Origin of the sequence: Nocardia carnea NBRC 14403 (assembly GCF_000308515.1) — a bacterium.
Lineage (GTDB): Bacteria > Actinomycetota > Actinomycetes > Mycobacteriales > Mycobacteriaceae > Nocardia > Nocardia carnea.
The window spans coordinates 1-16,701 of the sequence record NZ_BAFV01000072.1; the positions used below are offsets into that span (position 1 = coordinate 1).

Genomic DNA, 16,701 nt, shown 5'->3' on the forward strand with positions numbered 1-16,701 from the left:
GGCGCCTGCGGCCCAGGATGTTTCGGGCCCGACTGCGGCCGCGGAGTAGCGGGAGGCTTCGACAGCGCCGCCGCCCCCGGCCCGACGCGATCGGTCCGGGCGGGCCCCTGCGGGCCACCCGGCGGCTGCGCCGGCCGGCCGGCCTTGCGCACCTGGTTCATATCGATCCGTGCGGTCGCGTCGGGATCCGGCTTCTGCGCCGGCATCGCAACGGTGCGCGCCTCTTCCGGCCGCTGCTGCCGCGGGATGACGACCGTCCGCGCCTCCCCGTTATCCGAGCCCGGCCCGGACTCGTCGGATGTATCTGCCGGGCCTTCCGCATCCGAATCGCCCGCGTCGGCCTCGGCAGCCGCGGCGCGGTCGGCCTCGCCGCCTCCCGCTGCGGCGCCGGCTTCCGAATCGCCCGCAACTACACCGCCGGACGCCTGCTGGTCATCCGCCTGTTCGGGGGCACGGCCCGCAGCACCGGGCTCCTTCTCGGTACCCGCTTCCGATTCGCCGGAACCGGTCACCGGAGGCGCCGCCGCGTCCTGCTCGCCCTCCGCTTCCGGAGCACGGGCCGCGTCGCCGGACTGCGCAGCGGCGTCCATCTCCGTGGTCTCGGAGCCACCTCCGCCGACCGGCCGCGCCGCATCGCCCTTTCCGGCAACCGGCGCCGCCGACCCCTCCACACCATTCGCCCGGCCCTCGGCGCTCGTCTCCGACGCCGCGGCTGCTGTATGTCCCGCGCGTTGCTTGCCGCCGGCCGGGTCCGGCGAACTCCCGGCCCCGCTGGGCTCGGCCCCGGTACCCGCTTCCGATGTGCCGGAACTGTCCCCCTCGGTCACCTCTTCCCCGCCGCCGGGCTGCCCCGTCGGACCGCCCGCGCCTGCGGGGGCATTCCCGGCGCTGGACGTCCCCGCGGCGCCCGCCGCCACTGCGGCGCCACCGACAGCGGTTGCGGCACGGCCGGAGCCGGCCACCTTCTTCAAGTCTTCGGTCGGTGCTGCCGACTCGGAATCGGCGTCGGCATCGTCGGCTGCCCCGGCCGGCCCGTCGACCGCGCCGCCGGACCCACCGGCCGACCCGGCCGATCCTCCGACCGGATCGCCCTCACCCGCCACGGCCGGCGGATCATCCGCTTCGTTCGCAGCGGCCGATTCCGGATCGCCCCCGTCTCCGGCACCCGAGGTATCAGGGGCCTGGCCGGCGACCGTGCCTGTCGAATCATCTACCCGAGCCGGTTCCGGCTCCGCGGTATCGGAGCCGGCGGCACCTTCCAGCGCATCGGACGGCCGGCCGGAATCCGCGCGACCGTCCGCGTCGTTTGCAGCCGCATCCGGCAGTCCGCCTGCTGCTCCTGATTGCGCAGGACCGCTCACCGATTCGGCGGAAGTCTCCGGCGCGTCGGCGCCGACGGGTTTCTCGGCGCCGGATACCACAGGCCCCTTGCCGGCAGGTGTGCCCGCTGCTGCCGGATCGGCACTACCGGTTTCCGCGGAGGCGTCCGTACCGGATGCTTCGCCGGAAGCATCCCCACCCGATCCTGCTGAACCGCCGGCTGTCGAGGTTCCACGGTCGTCGGCCGGCCGATCAGCTTTCCCTGGCTGATCATCTGTCTGGTCGGAGGTCTCCGTATCAGTGGGAGCGGATTCCTTGCCGGATCCCTCACCTTGCTCCGTTGTCGACTCCGACTCACCCGCCGCGGGACCACTGTCTGCCGGCCCGCCGCTCGAATCCTTCTTCCGGTCCGCCTGCGGCGGACCGCTCTCCTCGGCCGAACTCGCGGGTTCCGGGGAAACAGTTGTCCGCTCGGTCTTTACATCCGACCCGTCTGCGCCCTCTCCCGGCCCTGGTTCATCGCCTTCCGCAGACGCCGGAGATCCGCTGGCGCCCGCCGCGGAACCGGCTCGCCCCGCGGACGAGGTCCGGATGGCCTCCGTCTCGGCATCACCTTCTGGTGCCGCGCCCGCGGCTTCGTCGTCCTCCGAGCCGCCGGCCGACGCCCGCGGAAGGGCCTCGGTGGGGGCGTTGCTCTCCCCGGGGGCGGGTTCGTCGCCCGGACCGGTATCGCTTCCTCGACCGAGCGGCCGGCTGATACGGGAGGTCACCGCATCGGCTGCCTGCGACGGCTGCGTTCCGGTGTCCGTGGCGTCCGGCGTCGCGGTGGGCGAGCCGGGGCCGGATTCGGAGCGCGTCGGTTTCTCGTCGTCGGTCGGGTGCGGCACCTGTACCCCTCGTTGCTGGCAAACAGAAAATGTGACGTAGAAGGCCAGCCTATCGAGCATTCCCGACGGCCGTGCACAATGAACCGCATGACCTCGTTCGGTGATCTGCTCGGACCGCAACCTGTACTCCTCCCTGAACTGCACGATGCGGAAGACGCGCTCGACGCGGGCGCCGATCCGGTGCAGGTGGCCGCGGAGAATCCGGCCGCTTCGATCGCTTGGGCGGCGCTGGCCGAGGCCGCCCTGGAGCGTGCCGCCGACGCGGCGGAACCGATCAATCACGATGTCGTCGCCGGCTACGCATTCGCCCGCACCGGCTACCACCGTGGGTTGGACCTGCTGCGCCGCAACGGCTGGAAGGGTTTCGGCCCGGTGCCGTGGGAGCACGAACCCAATCGCGGTTTCCTGCGCAGCGTGGGCGCCCTGGCGAAGGCGGCGCGGGCCGTCGGTGAAACCGACGAGTACGCCCGCTGCCTGGATCTGCTCGAGGATTGTGATCCGCGAGCGGCCGGGGAACTCGGTCTGGACTGATACGTTCCCGCGCCCGTGAGCCACCCCACCTCTCGAATGTCCCGAGCCCGGGACCGGGGCACCGAACGCCTGCGGCGTTCGTGGACCCGGTTGCGTCTGTCGGCGGTTCCGATCCTGCAGTGCTCGGTGGCCGCGGCCCTGGCCTGGTTCCTGGCCAAGGATGTGGTCGGCCACCCGCTGCCGTTCTTCGCACCCATGGCCGCGATCGTCTCGATCGGTACCGCTTTCGGGGCGCGGTTGCGGCGTTCGCTCGAGCTCGTGGTGGGGGTGGCGCTCGGGATCGGGGTCGGCGATCTGTTCATTTCCCAGGTCGGTACCGGGGTGTGGCAGATCGCGCTGGTGGTGGCTGCGGCCATGGCGCTGGCGATCTTCCTGGACGGTGGGCCCATCATCGGTATCCAGGCGTCCGGTTCGGCCGTACTGGTAGCTACGTTGATGCCGCCCGAGTCGGGTGCGGGTCTGTCGCGGATGGTCGATGCCCTGATCGGCGGTCTGGTGGGTGTGGTGGTGGTCGCCGCGCTACCGCTTCATCCGGTACGCCGGGCGCGGGAGCAGGCGGCGGCGATTCTCGGAGTGGTGGGCAAATCGCTCACCGATTGCGGACAGGGACTACTGGAGCAGGATCCGGGCAAGATTCGTGAAGCGCTCAGCGCGGTCCGCGCCACCCAGCAGCAATTGGATTCGCTGCGCAAATCGCTGGAGGGCGGGCGTGAGGTCATCCGCATCTCCCCGCTCTATTGGAATTCCCGGGGCCGGCTGGAGCGATTACGCGCGGCGGCCGATCCCCTCGACAACGCGGTCCGCAACACCCGGGTACTGCTGCGGCGTTCGCTGACCTTGGTGCGCGACGACGAAATCCTCAATCCCGGACTGATCGACGAGGTCGAGCGGCTGGCGGAGGCGGTCGATGTGGTCCGGCGGATGGTGCTGGCCGATCGTGGCGAACAGCCGGACCGGGCCGAAGCGGCGCGGGCCTTGCGGTCGGTGGCCAAACAGGCCCGGCCGGAACTGGTTGCGGGCGCGGGATTGTCGTCGCATGTGGTTTTCGCGCAGATCCGGTCCACTCTGGTGGATCTCATGCAGGTCTGCGGGGTGCAGCGGATTTCGGCGATGGCGCTGCTGCCTCCGACGGTGCCCAACCCGTATGTCACGCCACAGAATTGAGTGCGGTTCGGCGCCGCTACGCGGACCGGTCGCACAGGAGCACCGGTTTTCCGCGTAGTGGACTACCCGTTACTGTGCGCGGGGTCGTGAACTAATGTGAAACATGACCGAATCGGTTATGCCGGTACGGTCGGGACCCCACCCGCACGCCGCGTTGCCGACGGACGGCGCTGCCGCGCGCCGCACGTTTCGGATACCCGGACCGGCTCCGGGCGGGGTATCCGGGCCCGTCCGGCCGGAGCCGCGCCGGGCGGGCCCAGCTCATTCGGGCTACGCCCAGAACCGGGTCAGATATCCGCCGTACCGGGACCACTGTTCCGATACACCGGAAAAGTCGTACAGCGTGTAGACGGCGTCGAAGAACACCTGGTTGATCGCGGGGGTGAACAACAGGGCGAACAGGATGAGCATGCCGAACGGTTTGAACTGGTCCAGGCCGCGCCGGGTCTGGTAGCTCAGCGAGGGTTCCACGATCCCGTATCCGTCGAGACCGGGGATCGGCAGCAGATTCAGCAGCGTCGCCGTCACCTGGAGAAACGCCAGAAAGCTCAGTCCGAACCAGAACGCCGGATTATCCTGCGCGCTGCCGAACAGCCCCACGATCAGCAGCAGCACCACCGCGCACAGTGCGTTCACCGCCGGACCCGCGGCGCTGATCAGCCGCTGGGTTCGCGGCGGCACCTGATGGGCATGGATGTACACGGCTCCGCCGGGCAGCCCGATACCGCCGAGCGCGATGAACACCATCGGCAGCACGATCGACAGCAGCGGATGACTGTATTTGAGCGGGTTCAGCGTCAGATACCCGCGCAGTTCGACCTCGCGGTCACCGGCCCGCCAGGCGAGATAGGCATGGGCGAATTCGTGCAGGCATAAACTCACCACCCAGCCGAAAACGACCAGCACGAAAACACCGGCCTTCGCCCAGGCCGAATCCAGTTCCGCGTTCCAGGCGAGCACACCGCCGGCCACCGCCAGCAGCAGCACCAGCAGGAAAACCGGGCTGGGCCGTATCGCACCCCGGCGCAGCGCCGTGACACCGCCGCTCACGGCTGCACCGCGGTAGATACCGGAACCGCTGCCGGTCTGCAGCGAAGAAAACACTCGATCGGCGCCGCGACCGGCAAGCCCGTACCCGGGCGGTTCATCGGACCAGTAACCAGGGCTCGTGGTGGCGGTAGAAACTCGACCGCGGCACCGTCCGGTCGCTCTGCACACCGTCGCGATTGATCACGGCGGCGGGCGTACCGAGCTGGGCCGCGCGCCCCGCGATCCAGCGCCGGCGCCGGAAACGCCGGGGCACACCGGCCCGCACTCCCGGTAGCTCGAGGGTCGGAGACACGACCATCGCCCGGACCTCGCCGGAGAACAGCCGCGTTTCGTCCACGTAGGCCTCACCGGTCAGCGGCGTTCCGTTCACACCGGTGATCTTGGCCCGGCCCACCAGCACCGTGCCGGTGTCGTCCCGGATCAGCGGCACCTCGGTTGCCCGTCCCTCCAGCGCGCGGCGCGCCGCGGCGCTTCCGGTGCCGAGTTGATAGGCCCGCGCGCCATAGGTGTGGTCCGGGGGCACATACCCCACCTCCACGTGCAGACGTTCGGTCCGCATCAGATGGGTGAGGACCGCCGCCAGCGCGGCATCGTCACCGAGCACGATCAACCGCGGCAAACTATCCGCCGCCAGCACCGGCAACAGCTCGTCGATCAGCGCGGTATCGGGAACAGCCGTGGTTTGGCTGGTGGGCTGGGCGGCGAGCGCAATGGGCACCGGAGCATCGGCACAGCGGAGAACATGGGTACTCAAACGCCCAACACCCTCCTCGGACCGGTCACCCACAAGTGTAGAGGGTGCACCGTGCCGACTCGCACAACGGGCCTGGTACAACGGCCGTTCCCGGCGTCCTCCGGTGCCTCGAGTAGACTGTGCTCCCGGCTTCCTCCCCGTTACGGCAGGTAGCTGCAGCACGAGGTGCGTGTTGCGCGTCGACCCGTAGGAGACACGACCATGCCGGCAATCGTCCTCATCGGCGCCCAGTGGGGCGACGAGGGCAAGGGCAAAGCCACCGATCTACTCGGTGGCCGCGTGCAGTGGGTAGTGCGGTACCAGGGCGGCAACAATGCCGGCCATACCGTGGTGCTGCCCAACGGGGACAACTTCGCACTGCACCTCATCCCCTCCGGAATCCTCACCCCCGGGGTCCGCAACGTCATCGGCAACGGTGTCGTGGTCGACCCCGGCGTGCTGCTGGACGAACTCGCGGGCCTGGACGAGCGCGATGTCGACACCTCCGGCCTGCTGCTCTCCGCCGACGCGCACCTGATCATGCCGTACCACGTGGCCATCGATAAGGTCACCGAGCGGTTCCTCGGCAACAACAAGATCGGCACCACCGGCCGCGGTATCGGACCCTGCTACCAGGACAAGGTCGCGCGGGTCGGGGTGCGCGTGGCCGATGTGCTCGACGAGAAGATCCTCACCCAGAAGGTGGAGGCGGCACTCGAGTTCAAGAACCAGGTACTGGTGAAGATCTACAACCGCCGCGCGCTCGAACCGCAGCAGGTGGTGGACGAGGTGCTGACGCAGGCCGAGAAATTCGCGCACCGGATCAGCGATACCCGGCTGGAGCTCAACCTGGCGCTCGAACGCGGCGAGACGGTACTGCTGGAGGGCTCGCAGGGCACGCTGCTCGACGTCGACCACGGCACCTACCCCTACGTCACCTCCTCCAACCCGACCGCCGGCGGTGCCGCGGTGGGCGCGGGAATCGGACCCAACCAGATCGGCACGGTGCTGGGCATCCTCAAGTGCTACACCACGCGGGTGGGTTCCGGCCCGTTCCCGACCGAACTGTTCGACGAATCGGGCGCCTACCTGGCGAAAGCGGGCGGCGAGGTGGGCGTGACCACCGGCCGGGCCCGCCGCTGCGGCTGGTTCGACGCGGTGATCGCCCGCTACGCCACCCGGGTCAACGGCATCACCGACTACTTCCTCACCAAGCTCGACGTACTGTCCAGCCTGGACCGGGTCCCGATCTGTGTGGCCTACGAAGTGGACGGTGAGCGGGTCGAGCAGATGCCGACCACGCAGACCGGTTTCCACCACGCCAAACCGATCTACGAGGAAATGCCGGGCTGGTGGGAGGACATCTCCCAGGCGCGGACCTTCGAGGAACTACCCGCCAACGCACAGGCCTATGTGCACCGGCTCGAGGAACTCTCCGGCGCTCGCATTTCCTGCATCGGCGTGGGCCCGGGTCGCGAGCAGACCATCGTCCGCCACGACGTGCTGGGTTAGGGGCCGGCGCTCGGGGAGCCACGCGACACGGTCGACACCGGATCGTGGGGAGGCACCGATCGACCGGAACTCGCGGGACGGACTTCTGTCCGGCGGCTACGTTTTTCCTGTGAGGGCAAACCGGCGTTGTGGACTGTGGGTTGCGGCGAGAGCCGCACCGGACAGGCCCGCACCCGGTGGGTTCGAGGGGAACTCGGGCGGGGTGATCGGGGCGGTTCAGCGTGCGGCTTGGAAGGCGAGGACAGTTGTTCCGATGCGGATCGCGTCGCCGTCGGCGAGCAGCGCGGTATCTATCGGCTGCTCGTTGACGTAGACCCCGTTTGCCGAATCCAGGTCTTCGATCAGCAGCCCGGCCCGGCCCAGTTTGATCTGGGCGTGATAGCGGCTGGCCTTCGGGTCGTCGAGAATCAGATCGTTATCGGTCATCCGGCCGATCTTGAAACCGCCGTGGGCGACCAGCACCAGCCGGCCGTCCGGTAACCGCAGCTGCCCGCTGCGTACCGAGCGCGGCACCTCGGTGACCGTATCGGTCATCGCCGCGGCCATCCGCTCGGCAGTTTTGAACTCCACGGTGGTCAACGGCTCCTGCCGCAACACCCGGCGCTCCAGTTCGACCAGGGCGGGGCCTGGGTCGATCCCGAGTTCCTCGGCCAGCACCGAACGCACCCGCCGGCACGCCTCGAGCGCGTCGGCATGCCGTTCGGAGAGGTAGAGCGCGGTGATGAGCTGCCCCCACAGTGGTTCGCGCAGTGGGTGTTCATTGGTCAGCGCGACCAGTTCACCGATCACCGCGGTGGCCCGGCCGCAGGCGATCTCCGCGTCGAAGCGCGCCGAAACCGCCAGCAGCCGTTCTTCTTCCATCGCGGTGGCGAAACTGTCCGCGAATGCCAGACCGGCCAGATCCGAGAGCGCGCGGCCGTCCCACTCCCGCAGTGCGGTGGTGAACAACCGCGACGCCGATGCGTGATCGCCGGCGCCCGCGGCACGATTACCTGCGTCCCGGGCCGCCTCGAACCGGCCGAGATCGCAGGCGTCGTCGGCGATCTCGAGCCGGTACCCGGCGGATTCCGTGCGCAATACCGCGGCCGGGTCCACCCCCGAATTCCGCAATGCCTTGCGGATATTGGAGACGAATACCTGCAGGCTCGCGGCGTAGGCGTCCGGCGGCGCCTCGTTCCAGACCATATCGGCCAAGGTTGCCGAGGCCACCGCACGACGCCGGTTCACCGCGAGCGCGGCCAGCAGCGCTCGCGGTTTGGGCCCGCCGACGGCGACCGGTTCATCGCCGACCGATAGTCGAACGGGCCCCAGCACACGAAGATCCAGCATCATCTCGCAGTGGGCGCTACGGCGCGATCAGGCACTGATCGAACGTCCCGCGGAGTGCAGATCCTCGCAGGCCTGCACCACTCGGGCCGCCATCGAGAGCTCGGCCTTCTTCAGGTAGCTGCGCGGGTCGTAGGTCTTCTTGTTGCCGACCTCGCCGTCGATCTTCAGCACACCGTCGTAGTTGCTGAACATATGGGCGGCGATGGGCCGGGTGAAGGCGTACTGGGTATCGGTATCGACGTTCATCTTCACCACGCCGTAGCGCAGCGAATCGTCGATCTCCGATTTCAGCGAGCCGGAACCACCGTGGAAGACGAAATCGAAAGGCTGCGCGTCGGCGCCCAGGCCCAGTTTGGCGGCGGCGACCTTCTGCCCCTCGGCCAGCACCTCGGGCTTGAGCACCACGTTGCCGGGCTTGTAGACGCCGTGCACATTGCCGAAGGTGGCGGCGAGCAGGTATTTGCCCTTGTCACCGGCACCGAGCGCGTCGATGGTCTTCTCGAAATCGGCGGGCGAGGTGTAGAGCTTCTCGTTGATCTCGGCCTCGACACCGTCCTCTTCACCGCCGACGACGCCGATCTCGACCTCGAGGATGATCCGGGCGGCGGTCGCGGCGGCCAGCAGCTCCTGGGCGATGGTCAGGTTCTCGTCGATCGGAACCGCGGAACCATCCCACATATGCGACTGGAACAGCGGATTCTTACCCGCGTTCACCCGCTCCTGAGAGATGGCCAGCAGCGGGCGGACGAAACCGTCCAGCTTGTCCTTGGGGCAGTGATCGGTATGCAGCGCAATGGTGACGCCGTACTTCTCGGCCACCACATGCGCGAACTCGGCCAGCGCGACAGCACCGGTGACCATATCCTTCACACCCTGGCCGGAACCGAATTCCGCGCCACCGGTGGAGAATTGGATGATCCCGTCACTGCCCGCCTCGGCGAAACCCTTGATCGCCGCGTTGATCGTCTCCGACGATGTGCAGTTGATGGCCGGGAAGGCAAACGAGTTCGCCTTGGCCTGACCGAGCATTTCGGCGTAGACCTCCGGAGTCGCGATCGGCACTGTGAAGACCTCCGTGTAGTGCGGCAGACGGGATTGTCTGTTTCTGCACATACCCTAAGGCAGACGGATTCCATCCGGTATAAGGGGATTGTTTGCGCTGCTGCACCCTGCGGGCGCGGCACCAACCGGTACTGTGGGCCGGGTGATTGCGCTGGCAGCTACCGACGCGGTGACGAGCAATCTGGCTCTGACCGAACTGCTCGACCCGATGCACTTGTTGACCGAAACCTGGCTGAAGAACGCGGTGCTACCGGCCATCCTGGTAATCGTCTTCATCGAAACGGGGCTGCTGTTCCCCCTGCTGCCCGGCGATTCGCTGCTGTTCACCGGTGGTCTGCTGGCCGCCCAGGAGAATCCCCCGGTTTCGATCTGGGTCCTGCTTCCCGCGGTCACGTTCATCGCCTTCGCCGGCGACCAGTGCGGTTACTGGATCGGCCGGGCCATCGGTCCGGCGCTGTTCAACAAAGAGGACACCCGCTTCTTCAAGAAGAGCTATGTGACCGAAACGCACGAATTCTTCGAAAAACACGGCCCCAAAACGATCATCCTCGCCCGTTTCGTCCCGATCGTGCGGACCTTCATGCCCGTACTCGCCGGGGTGTCGAAGATGAGCTATCGGCGTTATGTCGCCTTCGATATCGTCGGCGCCGTCGCCTGGGGCGGCGGAGTGACCGTGCTCGGATATTTCCTGGGCAATGTGGCCTTCATCCGCGACCACGTCGAAGGTATCTTCCTGCTCATCGTCTTCGTCTCGATCCTGCCGGGTATCAGCGCGGTGGCCAAGAAGCTGCGCAACCGCAAACCCGAGGTTGTGCCGGTCGGCGACCACGGCCTGATCTCCACCGCCGAGCTGCCGGCCGTGGACCCGACGGACCGGGTCACCAGGACCATGCCCCTGCCGGTTGTGCCGAACCACGCGACGGCCGGCACGAACGAGATGTCCGTCCGGTAAGTGGTGTCCGTCTCGGCCGAGCCCTACGCGATGGGCAGTTTCGATCCTTTGATTTCCGCCGGCCCGGCGCTGGTCTGGACGGTGGTCCTGACCTTCGTCTTCCTGGAATGCGCATTCATCCTCGGGCTCTTCCTGCCCGGCGATTCGATGCTGCTGACCGCCGGGATAGTGATGGCCTCGCATTCGAGCGGGGAAACCCAGGTATGGCTACTGTCGCTGGGTGCGATGGTCGCCGCGATCGCCGGTAACCAGGTCGGCTATGCCGTCGGGCGCAAAACCGGGCATAAACTCGTCGCCCGGAAGAACGGGCGCTATATCAACACCCAGAATCTGACCAGAGTGGCGGAGCTGCTGCAAAAACACGGTTTCTTCGCGGTGCTCATCGCCCGATGGATCCCGTGGGTGCGCACGCTGTGCCCGATGGTGGCAGGCGCCGCCGAAATGGACCATCGCCGCTACACGGTCGCCAGCACCATCGGCGCGATCATCTGGGCACCGGTCCTGCTGTTGATGGGTTACTACGCCGGTAATTTCATCCTGCAGATTTCGTGGTTGATGCCCTTGGTGGTGGGTTCGCTGGTGGTGTTCCTGGTGGTGGGCACCGTAATCGGTATCCGGCAGTACCGTCACGAAATGGCGCAACCCGTCGAGGATTTCGAACTGGATTCCGCCGCCGCCGACACCACACCGCTACCGGCGCTGGGCGGCGGGAAGCGTGAACCGAGGCCGCGCTCGTACGGCACCGGCGACCAGCGGTGGGAGCTACAGCCCCGCCGCGGTGACCATATGAGCAGCCTCCATGAGCATCCAACCCGAGAGCTGTACCGATAGGTCGCGCTCGGGGACCCGTGAGGAAGTCACCGCACCGTTCGAATTGACACCGCCGGCGCCCGAGGTACCGCCCGGCAGCTGGGCCGACCGGGTCCAGTCGTGCCCGAACAGCGGTTCGCCCTCCACGTCGAGCCGGTTGGCCCAGGCCGCAGCCGCGGACTGCTCGACGATTCGGGCGGCGATCCGCCGATCGGCGAGCTGTTCGTGCTCGGAACCGGGCAGCATGAGCGCTACCAGGGCGAGATAGCGGACGAGAATGCCGTTGAACAATCCGCCGTCGCCGCCGGAACCACCCCGGATCACCCCGTCGGTGGTGAGGTTGACCTCCACGGCGTCGAGGAGCCGGTGCACGCGGTCGAGGTGGACCGGATCACCGGTATGTACCGCGAGCTCGGTTTCCAACCCGAGCACGACGCCCTGGCAGTAGGTGTAGATCGTCTTCTCGAGCGTGCCGGACGGCAGATGGATACCGTCGAAGATCAGGCCTGTCTCCGGATCGCGCAGCGTGGTATCGATCCATTCGGCCATTTCGGCGGCCCGCTCGTAACGGCCCAGCCGAGACAGCGCGATACCCGCCGGGCCGTTGGCCGGGGCATTGTAGAAATCGTCCCCGGCCCGCCACGGAATACCGCCGCCCACCGCCGGATCCCAGGCGCCGAACAATTTCTGTTCCAGCGGGCCCAGACCACTGCGCGCTTCGTCGTTGTCCTGCACCCGGGCCGCCCGTTCCAGGGCAATGGCGAGCCAGGCCATATCGTCGTAGTAGCGATTGGTCCAGCCGGTGATATTGCGCATTCGATGCGAGCGGACCAGTGCACCGATCCGTTTACGCCGTTCGATCGTCGGCGCCCGGTTGGCCGCATCGACCGCGCAATCGATGAGATGGGCCTGCCACCAGTAGTGCCAGGTCAGAAAGAAACGCTCGCGCCGGGTGGCGGGCCAGCCCACCACACCGAGAGCGGTGCCGGGCAGCAGCCATACCGATTCGATATGCCGCGACACGATGGCGGCCTCGGCCATATCGGCCCGGTCGGACCAGCGTGACGCGGGGTTGCCCTGCGGCCTGCGCTGTTGCCCGGACGCGCGCCGGGGAACGTCGAGATCGTCGCTGGGCGAGGTCATGCACCCATATTGCCAGGAAAAACGGAATTCTCGCCGCTCAATTGTTACCGAGTCGAGGCGGAACCGTTCGATTCAACGGCGTTTGCGTCGCATCCGCGCTGAATTGCCGCCGGACAGAGCATGCAGCAATATCCGCTTACGATGTCAAGTCCTATTAACAAATAGACGGGCTTCCGCGCGTGCCCCTTCGCCGGCAACGCGACCCTGCAGTAAACCGAATCGGCACAGGCAATTTCGACCGGACCAGGCCGAACAGCGGCCCATCCACCCCGCCGAACTACGATCGTGCCGTGACGAACGCAGCGCCATCGGCCGGCCCCGACCCCGACCATCCCCCGACCGAGGCCACCGCGGCGGTCGCACCGGCACCGGACACACGGCGCGACGTCGATACGGCAGCCGAACTCCCCGAAGACGAACCCGGCCCCACCGAGTGGGGCGAGCACCCACACGGAGCCGGTCCGTGGGCCGTGGAACACCCCGGCCCACCGCCGGAGGACGACCGGCTCGATCCGGTCCTACTCGCCGAGGGCGATCGCCGCAACGTGGTCGACGCGTACCGCTACTGGACCAGGGAGGCGATCGTCGCCGATATCGACCGGCGCCGCCACCCCTTCCATATCGCGATCGAGAATTTCGGGCACGACGCGAATATCGGCACGGTGGTGCGTACCGCCAACGCCTTCGCGGCAGGCGCGGTACATATCGTCGGCCGCCGCCGCTGGAACCGCCGCGGTGCCATGGTCACCGACCGATACCAGCACATCGTCCACCACCCCGATATCGAGGCACTGCTGGAATTCACCAGCTCCGAGGATCTGAGTGTGGTGGCAGTGGACAATGTGCCGGGCTCGGTGCCGCTGGAAACCGTGCGCCTGCCACGGCGGTGCATGCTGCTGTTCGGTCAGGAGGGCCCCGGAGTGAGCGACGGCGCCCGCGATGCCGCAGTGCTCACCGTATCCATCGCCCAATTCGGTTCGACCCGCAGTATCAACGCGGGCGTTGCGGCGGGTATCGCCATGCACACCTGGATCCGGCAGCACGCCGATCTCACCACCGCTTGGTGAGGATTACCGCACCACACGTTCCGTGAACCGGACCTACCGATATCAGGCCGAAGCCGCGCTGATGATCGCCAGCACGATGAAGAAGATGACCGCGAGCAGATAGAGGATCAGCACGACCGATGTGACGATGCCGAGTACATAACCGATCATCACATTGTTGCGGCCACCGACGGTACCGCCCGAGGCGTCGATCTCGTTGAGCGCCTTCTTACCCATCACCCACGCGAACGGACCGCAGATCGCGCAGAACAGACTGACGATCCCGAGAACGAGCACGGTAGTGGTCTGCGGATGGTCCGGCGGCGGCGGACCATATCCGGGATATCCGTACCCGGGCGGCGGCGTGGGGTAACTCATGCGTGGATAGTAACCGCACCGGCCGACACCGCACGACCGGAAAACCGCAGGCGAAGACTCGGTATCGCGGGCGCCCCTCGGGCTCGCTACCACCGGCCCGCCCCGAACTCAGTACTACGAGTGTGCCGGCGGCGCCTTGCGTATGCGCGCCTCCTGATCAGTACCCCGCGTGCGTCTGCGCTCAGCTTCGGGCGTGCGCTTCCGGGTCACCAGCACGGGGGGCGTCTGCAGCTCAGTGCCAGGCATGCGCCGCCGGATCAGTACCGTGAATGCGCCTGTGGCTCCGTGCATGTGTGCCTACCGATCAGTGCCACGGGTGGGCCCCGGCTCAACCCCGGGCGTGCGCCTCCGGATCGGCCAGCAGGAACTGGGCGCAACCGTAGGTCGCCAGAATGATGCCCTCGATCAGCCGGCGCGACCGCTGCCCGCGGGCGAACAGCCGGCGTACCACGATGAGACCGTCGGAAACCGTGAACAGGAGGGCACCCAGTCCGAGCCGGCTGCGCGGATCTCTATCGGGAATATTGAGCCCGGCAATATTTTTCGCCCCAGGCGCCAGCGCCGGATCGGACGCCAGTACCGCGGCGCTGCCCAAGGTGAGACCGTAGGCGCTCAACGGCGCGGCGAGTACAGGAGCCTTGGTACGCAACATCCCCGCGGCACCCGCCCAGGCCAGTACTCGTGGAACGACGGTATTCGCCCGTGGACGCGCACCCCGGCGCCACCACAGCGTTGCGTATCCGCTCTGCATCACCGCGAACGACGAAGCACCGGCGATCAGCCGGCGATCGTCGTCGGGTTCGATGAGCAGCACATCGCCGACGGTCGCGGCGGCGAGCGAACCCAGCAGCAGTGTGCGCTCCCGCGCAGCGATATCCGCTGTGCTGGTGGCGATATCGGCCGCCAGCAACGGCATCATCAGCGGTTTCGCGGCCCACTGCCACGATTGCCGGCCGGTCAGCGCACCCGCCACGGTGACGGCGGTCGCAACCAGATATCCCGCGCGGAAGGGACGCTGCACTACAGGCTCGCCTCGGCGGGGGCGGGCGGCAGGGTCACGACTTGCCCCGCGTAGCTGAGTCCCGCACCGAAACCGAGCAGCAGAGCGAGCTGACCGCCCTTGGCTTTACCTGTTGCCAGCATCTCTTCCATGGCCAGCGGAATCGAGGCCGCGGAAGTGTTCCCGGTGTTCTCGATATCGCCCGCCATCGGAATATCCTCGGCCAGGCCGAGATTCTTCTTCATCAGCTCGTTGATCCGGGCATTGGCCTGATGCGGGATGAAGACCTCGATATCTTCCTTCGAGACCCCGGCCATATCCAGTGCGGTGGACAGCGCACGCGGCAAAGTGACGGCCGCCCAGCGGAAAACGCGGGGCCCCTCCATCCGCAGCGCCATCCGGCCGACCGGCTCCACTTCGGGATCGGTGCCCTGCAAGTCCTGCGCCCGCTGCATGTAGTCGATGAAGTTGACGTCCTGTTTGATCGCATCGGCGTTCTCGCCGTCGCTGCCCCAGACCGTCGGCGAGACCCCGTTCTCCTCGCTCGGGCCGATCACCACCGCACCCGCACCGTCACCGAAGATGAATGCCGTGCCCCGGTCGGTGGGGTCGATCCCGATGGTCATCGTCTCGGCACCGATGAGCAGGACGTATTCGGCGGAACCGGCGCGGATCATATCCGCGGCCACACCGAGCCCGTAACCGAATCCACCGCAGCCGGACGTGAGATCGAAGGCGGGGATACCGTTCATCCCCAGATCACTGGCGACGATCGGGGCGCCGTGCGGGGTCAGCATCGGCCAACTGGACGTGGCAAGGATCAGCGCGCCGATCCGCGAGGGATCCACTCCGCTGTTGCGCAACGCCCGCCCGCCGGCAGCCACCGAGATCGACCGCAGCGATTCGTCGCCGCTGATCCAGCGCCGGTTCCGGATACCGCTGCGCTCGAAAATCCACTCGTCCGAGGAGTCCAGTACCTGGCACACCTCGTCGTTGCTGACCACGCGCTGCGGCCGGTAGGCACCGATTCCGAGCATCGCGACGTTGTCGTGCCCCTTTTTGCCCGCAATGCTCACCACGACGCTCACGACCCTTCACTCACAGTTCTGACGGATTCCCAGGCTAACGGAGCCGGACACGACGTCGGACAGCCCGTCGGTTCAGCCCAGTGCCAGATCCTTCAGACCGAGTATGGAGCGATAGGGCAGTCCTTCGTCGGCGATCACGCGATCCGCGCCGGTTTCCCGGTCGACCACGGTGGCCACCCCGACCACCGTCGCGCCCACCTCGCGCAACGCACGCACCGCGGTCAGCGGGGAATTCCCGGTGGTCGTGGTGTCCTCCACGACCAGTACCCGTTTACCGACCACATCGGGGCCCTCGACCTGCCGTTGCATCCCGTGGGTTTTCGCGGCCTTGCGCACCACGAAAGCGTCGATGGGCCGGCCCGGCGCGTGCATCACCGCCAGTGCGACCGGATCGGCGCCCATGGTGAGCCCGCCGACCGCGTCGAATTCCCAATCCGCGACCAGTTCCCGCAGCAGTTTGCCGATCAGCGGGCCGGCACGGTGGTGCAGGGTCGCCCGCCGCAGGTCGACGTAGTAGTCGGCCTCTTTTCCGGAAGACAATGTCACCTTGCCGTGCACGACGGCTAAATCGCGCACCAGCCCGGCCAAGACATCCCGGTCGGTCGTTGCCTGGTCGATCATCGGTGTCCTTCCGCCCGTGGAGGCGAGTCGCGGCGAGTAACGGTCGCGGCGCATGCTCGGCGCCCTGCGAGCAGG

General features: G+C 67.5%; 15 protein-coding genes and 1 pseudogene. 6 read left to right on the forward strand and 10 right to left on the reverse strand.

The window, feature by feature from the left end:
* Positions 1 to 2,207: hypothetical protein (locus ON22_RS25270; protein ID WP_043740611.1), on the reverse strand; the 2,207-nt coding region annotated here is incomplete at its 3' end.
* Positions 2,208 to 2,294: 87 nt separating this feature from the next.
* On the opposite strand from ON22_RS25270, the gene ON22_RS25275 reads away from it, so the two are divergent.
* Positions 2,295 to 2,738 (forward strand): DUF3151 domain-containing protein, encoded by a 444-nt coding sequence (locus tag ON22_RS25275; RefSeq protein ID WP_033246449.1) that lies wholly within the window; start codon positions 2,295 to 2,297, stop codon positions 2,736 to 2,738.
* 36 nt (positions 2,739 to 2,774) lie between these two features.
* On the forward strand, positions 2,775 to 3,902 hold the full coding sequence (locus ON22_RS25280) for an FUSC family protein (RefSeq protein ID WP_051158067.1): 1,128 nt from the start codon (positions 2,775 to 2,777) through the stop codon (positions 3,900 to 3,902).
* 270 nt (positions 3,903 to 4,172) lie between these two features.
* Here the strand turns inward: ON22_RS25280 and ON22_RS25285 are convergent, their stop codons facing one another.
* Positions 4,173 to 4,952 (reverse strand): site-2 protease family protein, encoded by a 780-nt coding sequence (locus ON22_RS25285; RefSeq protein ID WP_033246680.1) that lies wholly within the window; start codon positions 4,950 to 4,952, stop codon positions 4,173 to 4,175.
* Between the two features lie 94 nt (positions 4,953 to 5,046).
* Positions 5,047 to 5,706: a hypothetical protein gene (locus tag ON22_RS25290; protein WP_033246450.1), complete on the reverse strand. Its 660-nt coding sequence runs from the start codon at positions 5,704 to 5,706 to the stop codon at positions 5,047 to 5,049.
* Positions 5,707 to 5,907: 201 nt separating this feature from the next.
* Here ON22_RS25290 and ON22_RS25295 point away from each other — a divergent pair, with 201 nt between their 5' ends.
* Positions 5,908 to 7,197: an adenylosuccinate synthase gene (locus ON22_RS25295; RefSeq protein ID WP_033246451.1), complete on the forward strand. Its 1,290-nt coding sequence runs from the start codon at positions 5,908 to 5,910 to the stop codon at positions 7,195 to 7,197.
* A gap of 216 nt (positions 7,198 to 7,413) precedes the next feature.
* On the opposite strand, the gene ON22_RS25300 is transcribed toward ON22_RS25295, so the two are convergent.
* Together ON22_RS25300 and fbaA are read right to left on the reverse strand one after the other, a co-directional pair.
* Positions 7,414 to 8,529, reverse strand: a complete 1,116-nt coding sequence (locus ON22_RS25300) for a BTAD domain-containing putative transcriptional regulator (RefSeq protein WP_033246452.1) — start codon at positions 8,527 to 8,529, stop codon at positions 7,414 to 7,416.
* A 24-nt stretch (positions 8,530 to 8,553) separates the two neighbouring features.
* Entirely contained in the window at positions 8,554 to 9,588 is a 1,035-nt protein-coding gene (fbaA, locus tag ON22_RS25305) for a class II fructose-bisphosphate aldolase (RefSeq protein WP_033246453.1), read from the reverse strand.
* Positions 9,589 to 9,796: 208 nt separating this feature from the next.
* Here fbaA and ON22_RS25310 point away from each other — a divergent pair, with 208 nt between their 5' ends.
* Positions 9,797 to 10,540 carry a DedA family protein gene (locus tag ON22_RS25310; RefSeq protein ID WP_280925321.1) on the forward strand — a complete coding sequence of 248 codons (744 nt, stop codon included), beginning with the start codon at positions 9,797 to 9,799 and terminating at the stop codon, positions 10,538 to 10,540.
* A 30-nt stretch (positions 10,541 to 10,570) separates the two neighbouring features.
* Positions 10,571 to 11,206, forward strand: a pseudogene (locus ON22_RS25315) (DedA family protein); the annotation flags it as partial.
* Positions 11,207 to 11,302: 96 nt separating this feature from the next.
* Here ON22_RS25315 and ON22_RS25320 read toward each other — a convergent pair.
* Entirely contained in the window at positions 11,303 to 12,391 is a 1,089-nt protein-coding gene (locus ON22_RS25320; RefSeq protein WP_033246683.1) for a glycoside hydrolase family 76 protein, read from the reverse strand.
* 392 nt (positions 12,392 to 12,783) lie between these two features.
* On the opposite strand from ON22_RS25320, the gene ON22_RS25325 reads away from it, so the two are divergent.
* A complete protein-coding gene (locus ON22_RS25325; protein WP_081595828.1) occupies positions 12,784 to 13,560 on the forward strand; it encodes a TrmH family RNA methyltransferase in 777 nt (258 codons plus the stop codon).
* A gap of 42 nt (positions 13,561 to 13,602) precedes the next feature.
* Here ON22_RS25325 and ON22_RS25330 read toward each other — a convergent pair whose 3' ends face one another.
* From ON22_RS25330 to pyrE, 4 genes are all read right to left on the reverse strand, one after another.
* Positions 13,603 to 13,917 (reverse strand): hypothetical protein, encoded by a 315-nt coding sequence (locus ON22_RS25330; protein WP_033246454.1) that lies wholly within the window; start codon positions 13,915 to 13,917, stop codon positions 13,603 to 13,605.
* Between the two features lie 328 nt (positions 13,918 to 14,245).
* Positions 14,246 to 14,938 carry a lysoplasmalogenase family protein gene (locus ON22_RS25335; protein ID WP_033246455.1) on the reverse strand — a complete coding sequence of 231 codons (693 nt, stop codon included), beginning with the start codon at positions 14,936 to 14,938 and terminating at the stop codon, positions 14,246 to 14,248.
* Positions 14,938 to 15,996 carry a beta-ketoacyl-ACP synthase 3 gene (locus ON22_RS25340; RefSeq protein ID WP_033246685.1) on the reverse strand — a complete coding sequence of 353 codons (1,059 nt, stop codon included), beginning with the start codon at positions 15,994 to 15,996 and terminating at the stop codon, positions 14,938 to 14,940. The genes ON22_RS25335 and ON22_RS25340 overlap by 1 nt, the downstream gene beginning before the upstream one ends.
* An 81-nt stretch (positions 15,997 to 16,077) precedes the next feature.
* Positions 16,078 to 16,626, reverse strand: coding sequence for an orotate phosphoribosyltransferase (pyrE, locus tag ON22_RS25345; protein WP_033246456.1), 549 nt, complete (start codon positions 16,624 to 16,626; stop codon positions 16,078 to 16,080).
* Positions 16,627 to 16,701: the final 75 nt, after the last annotated feature.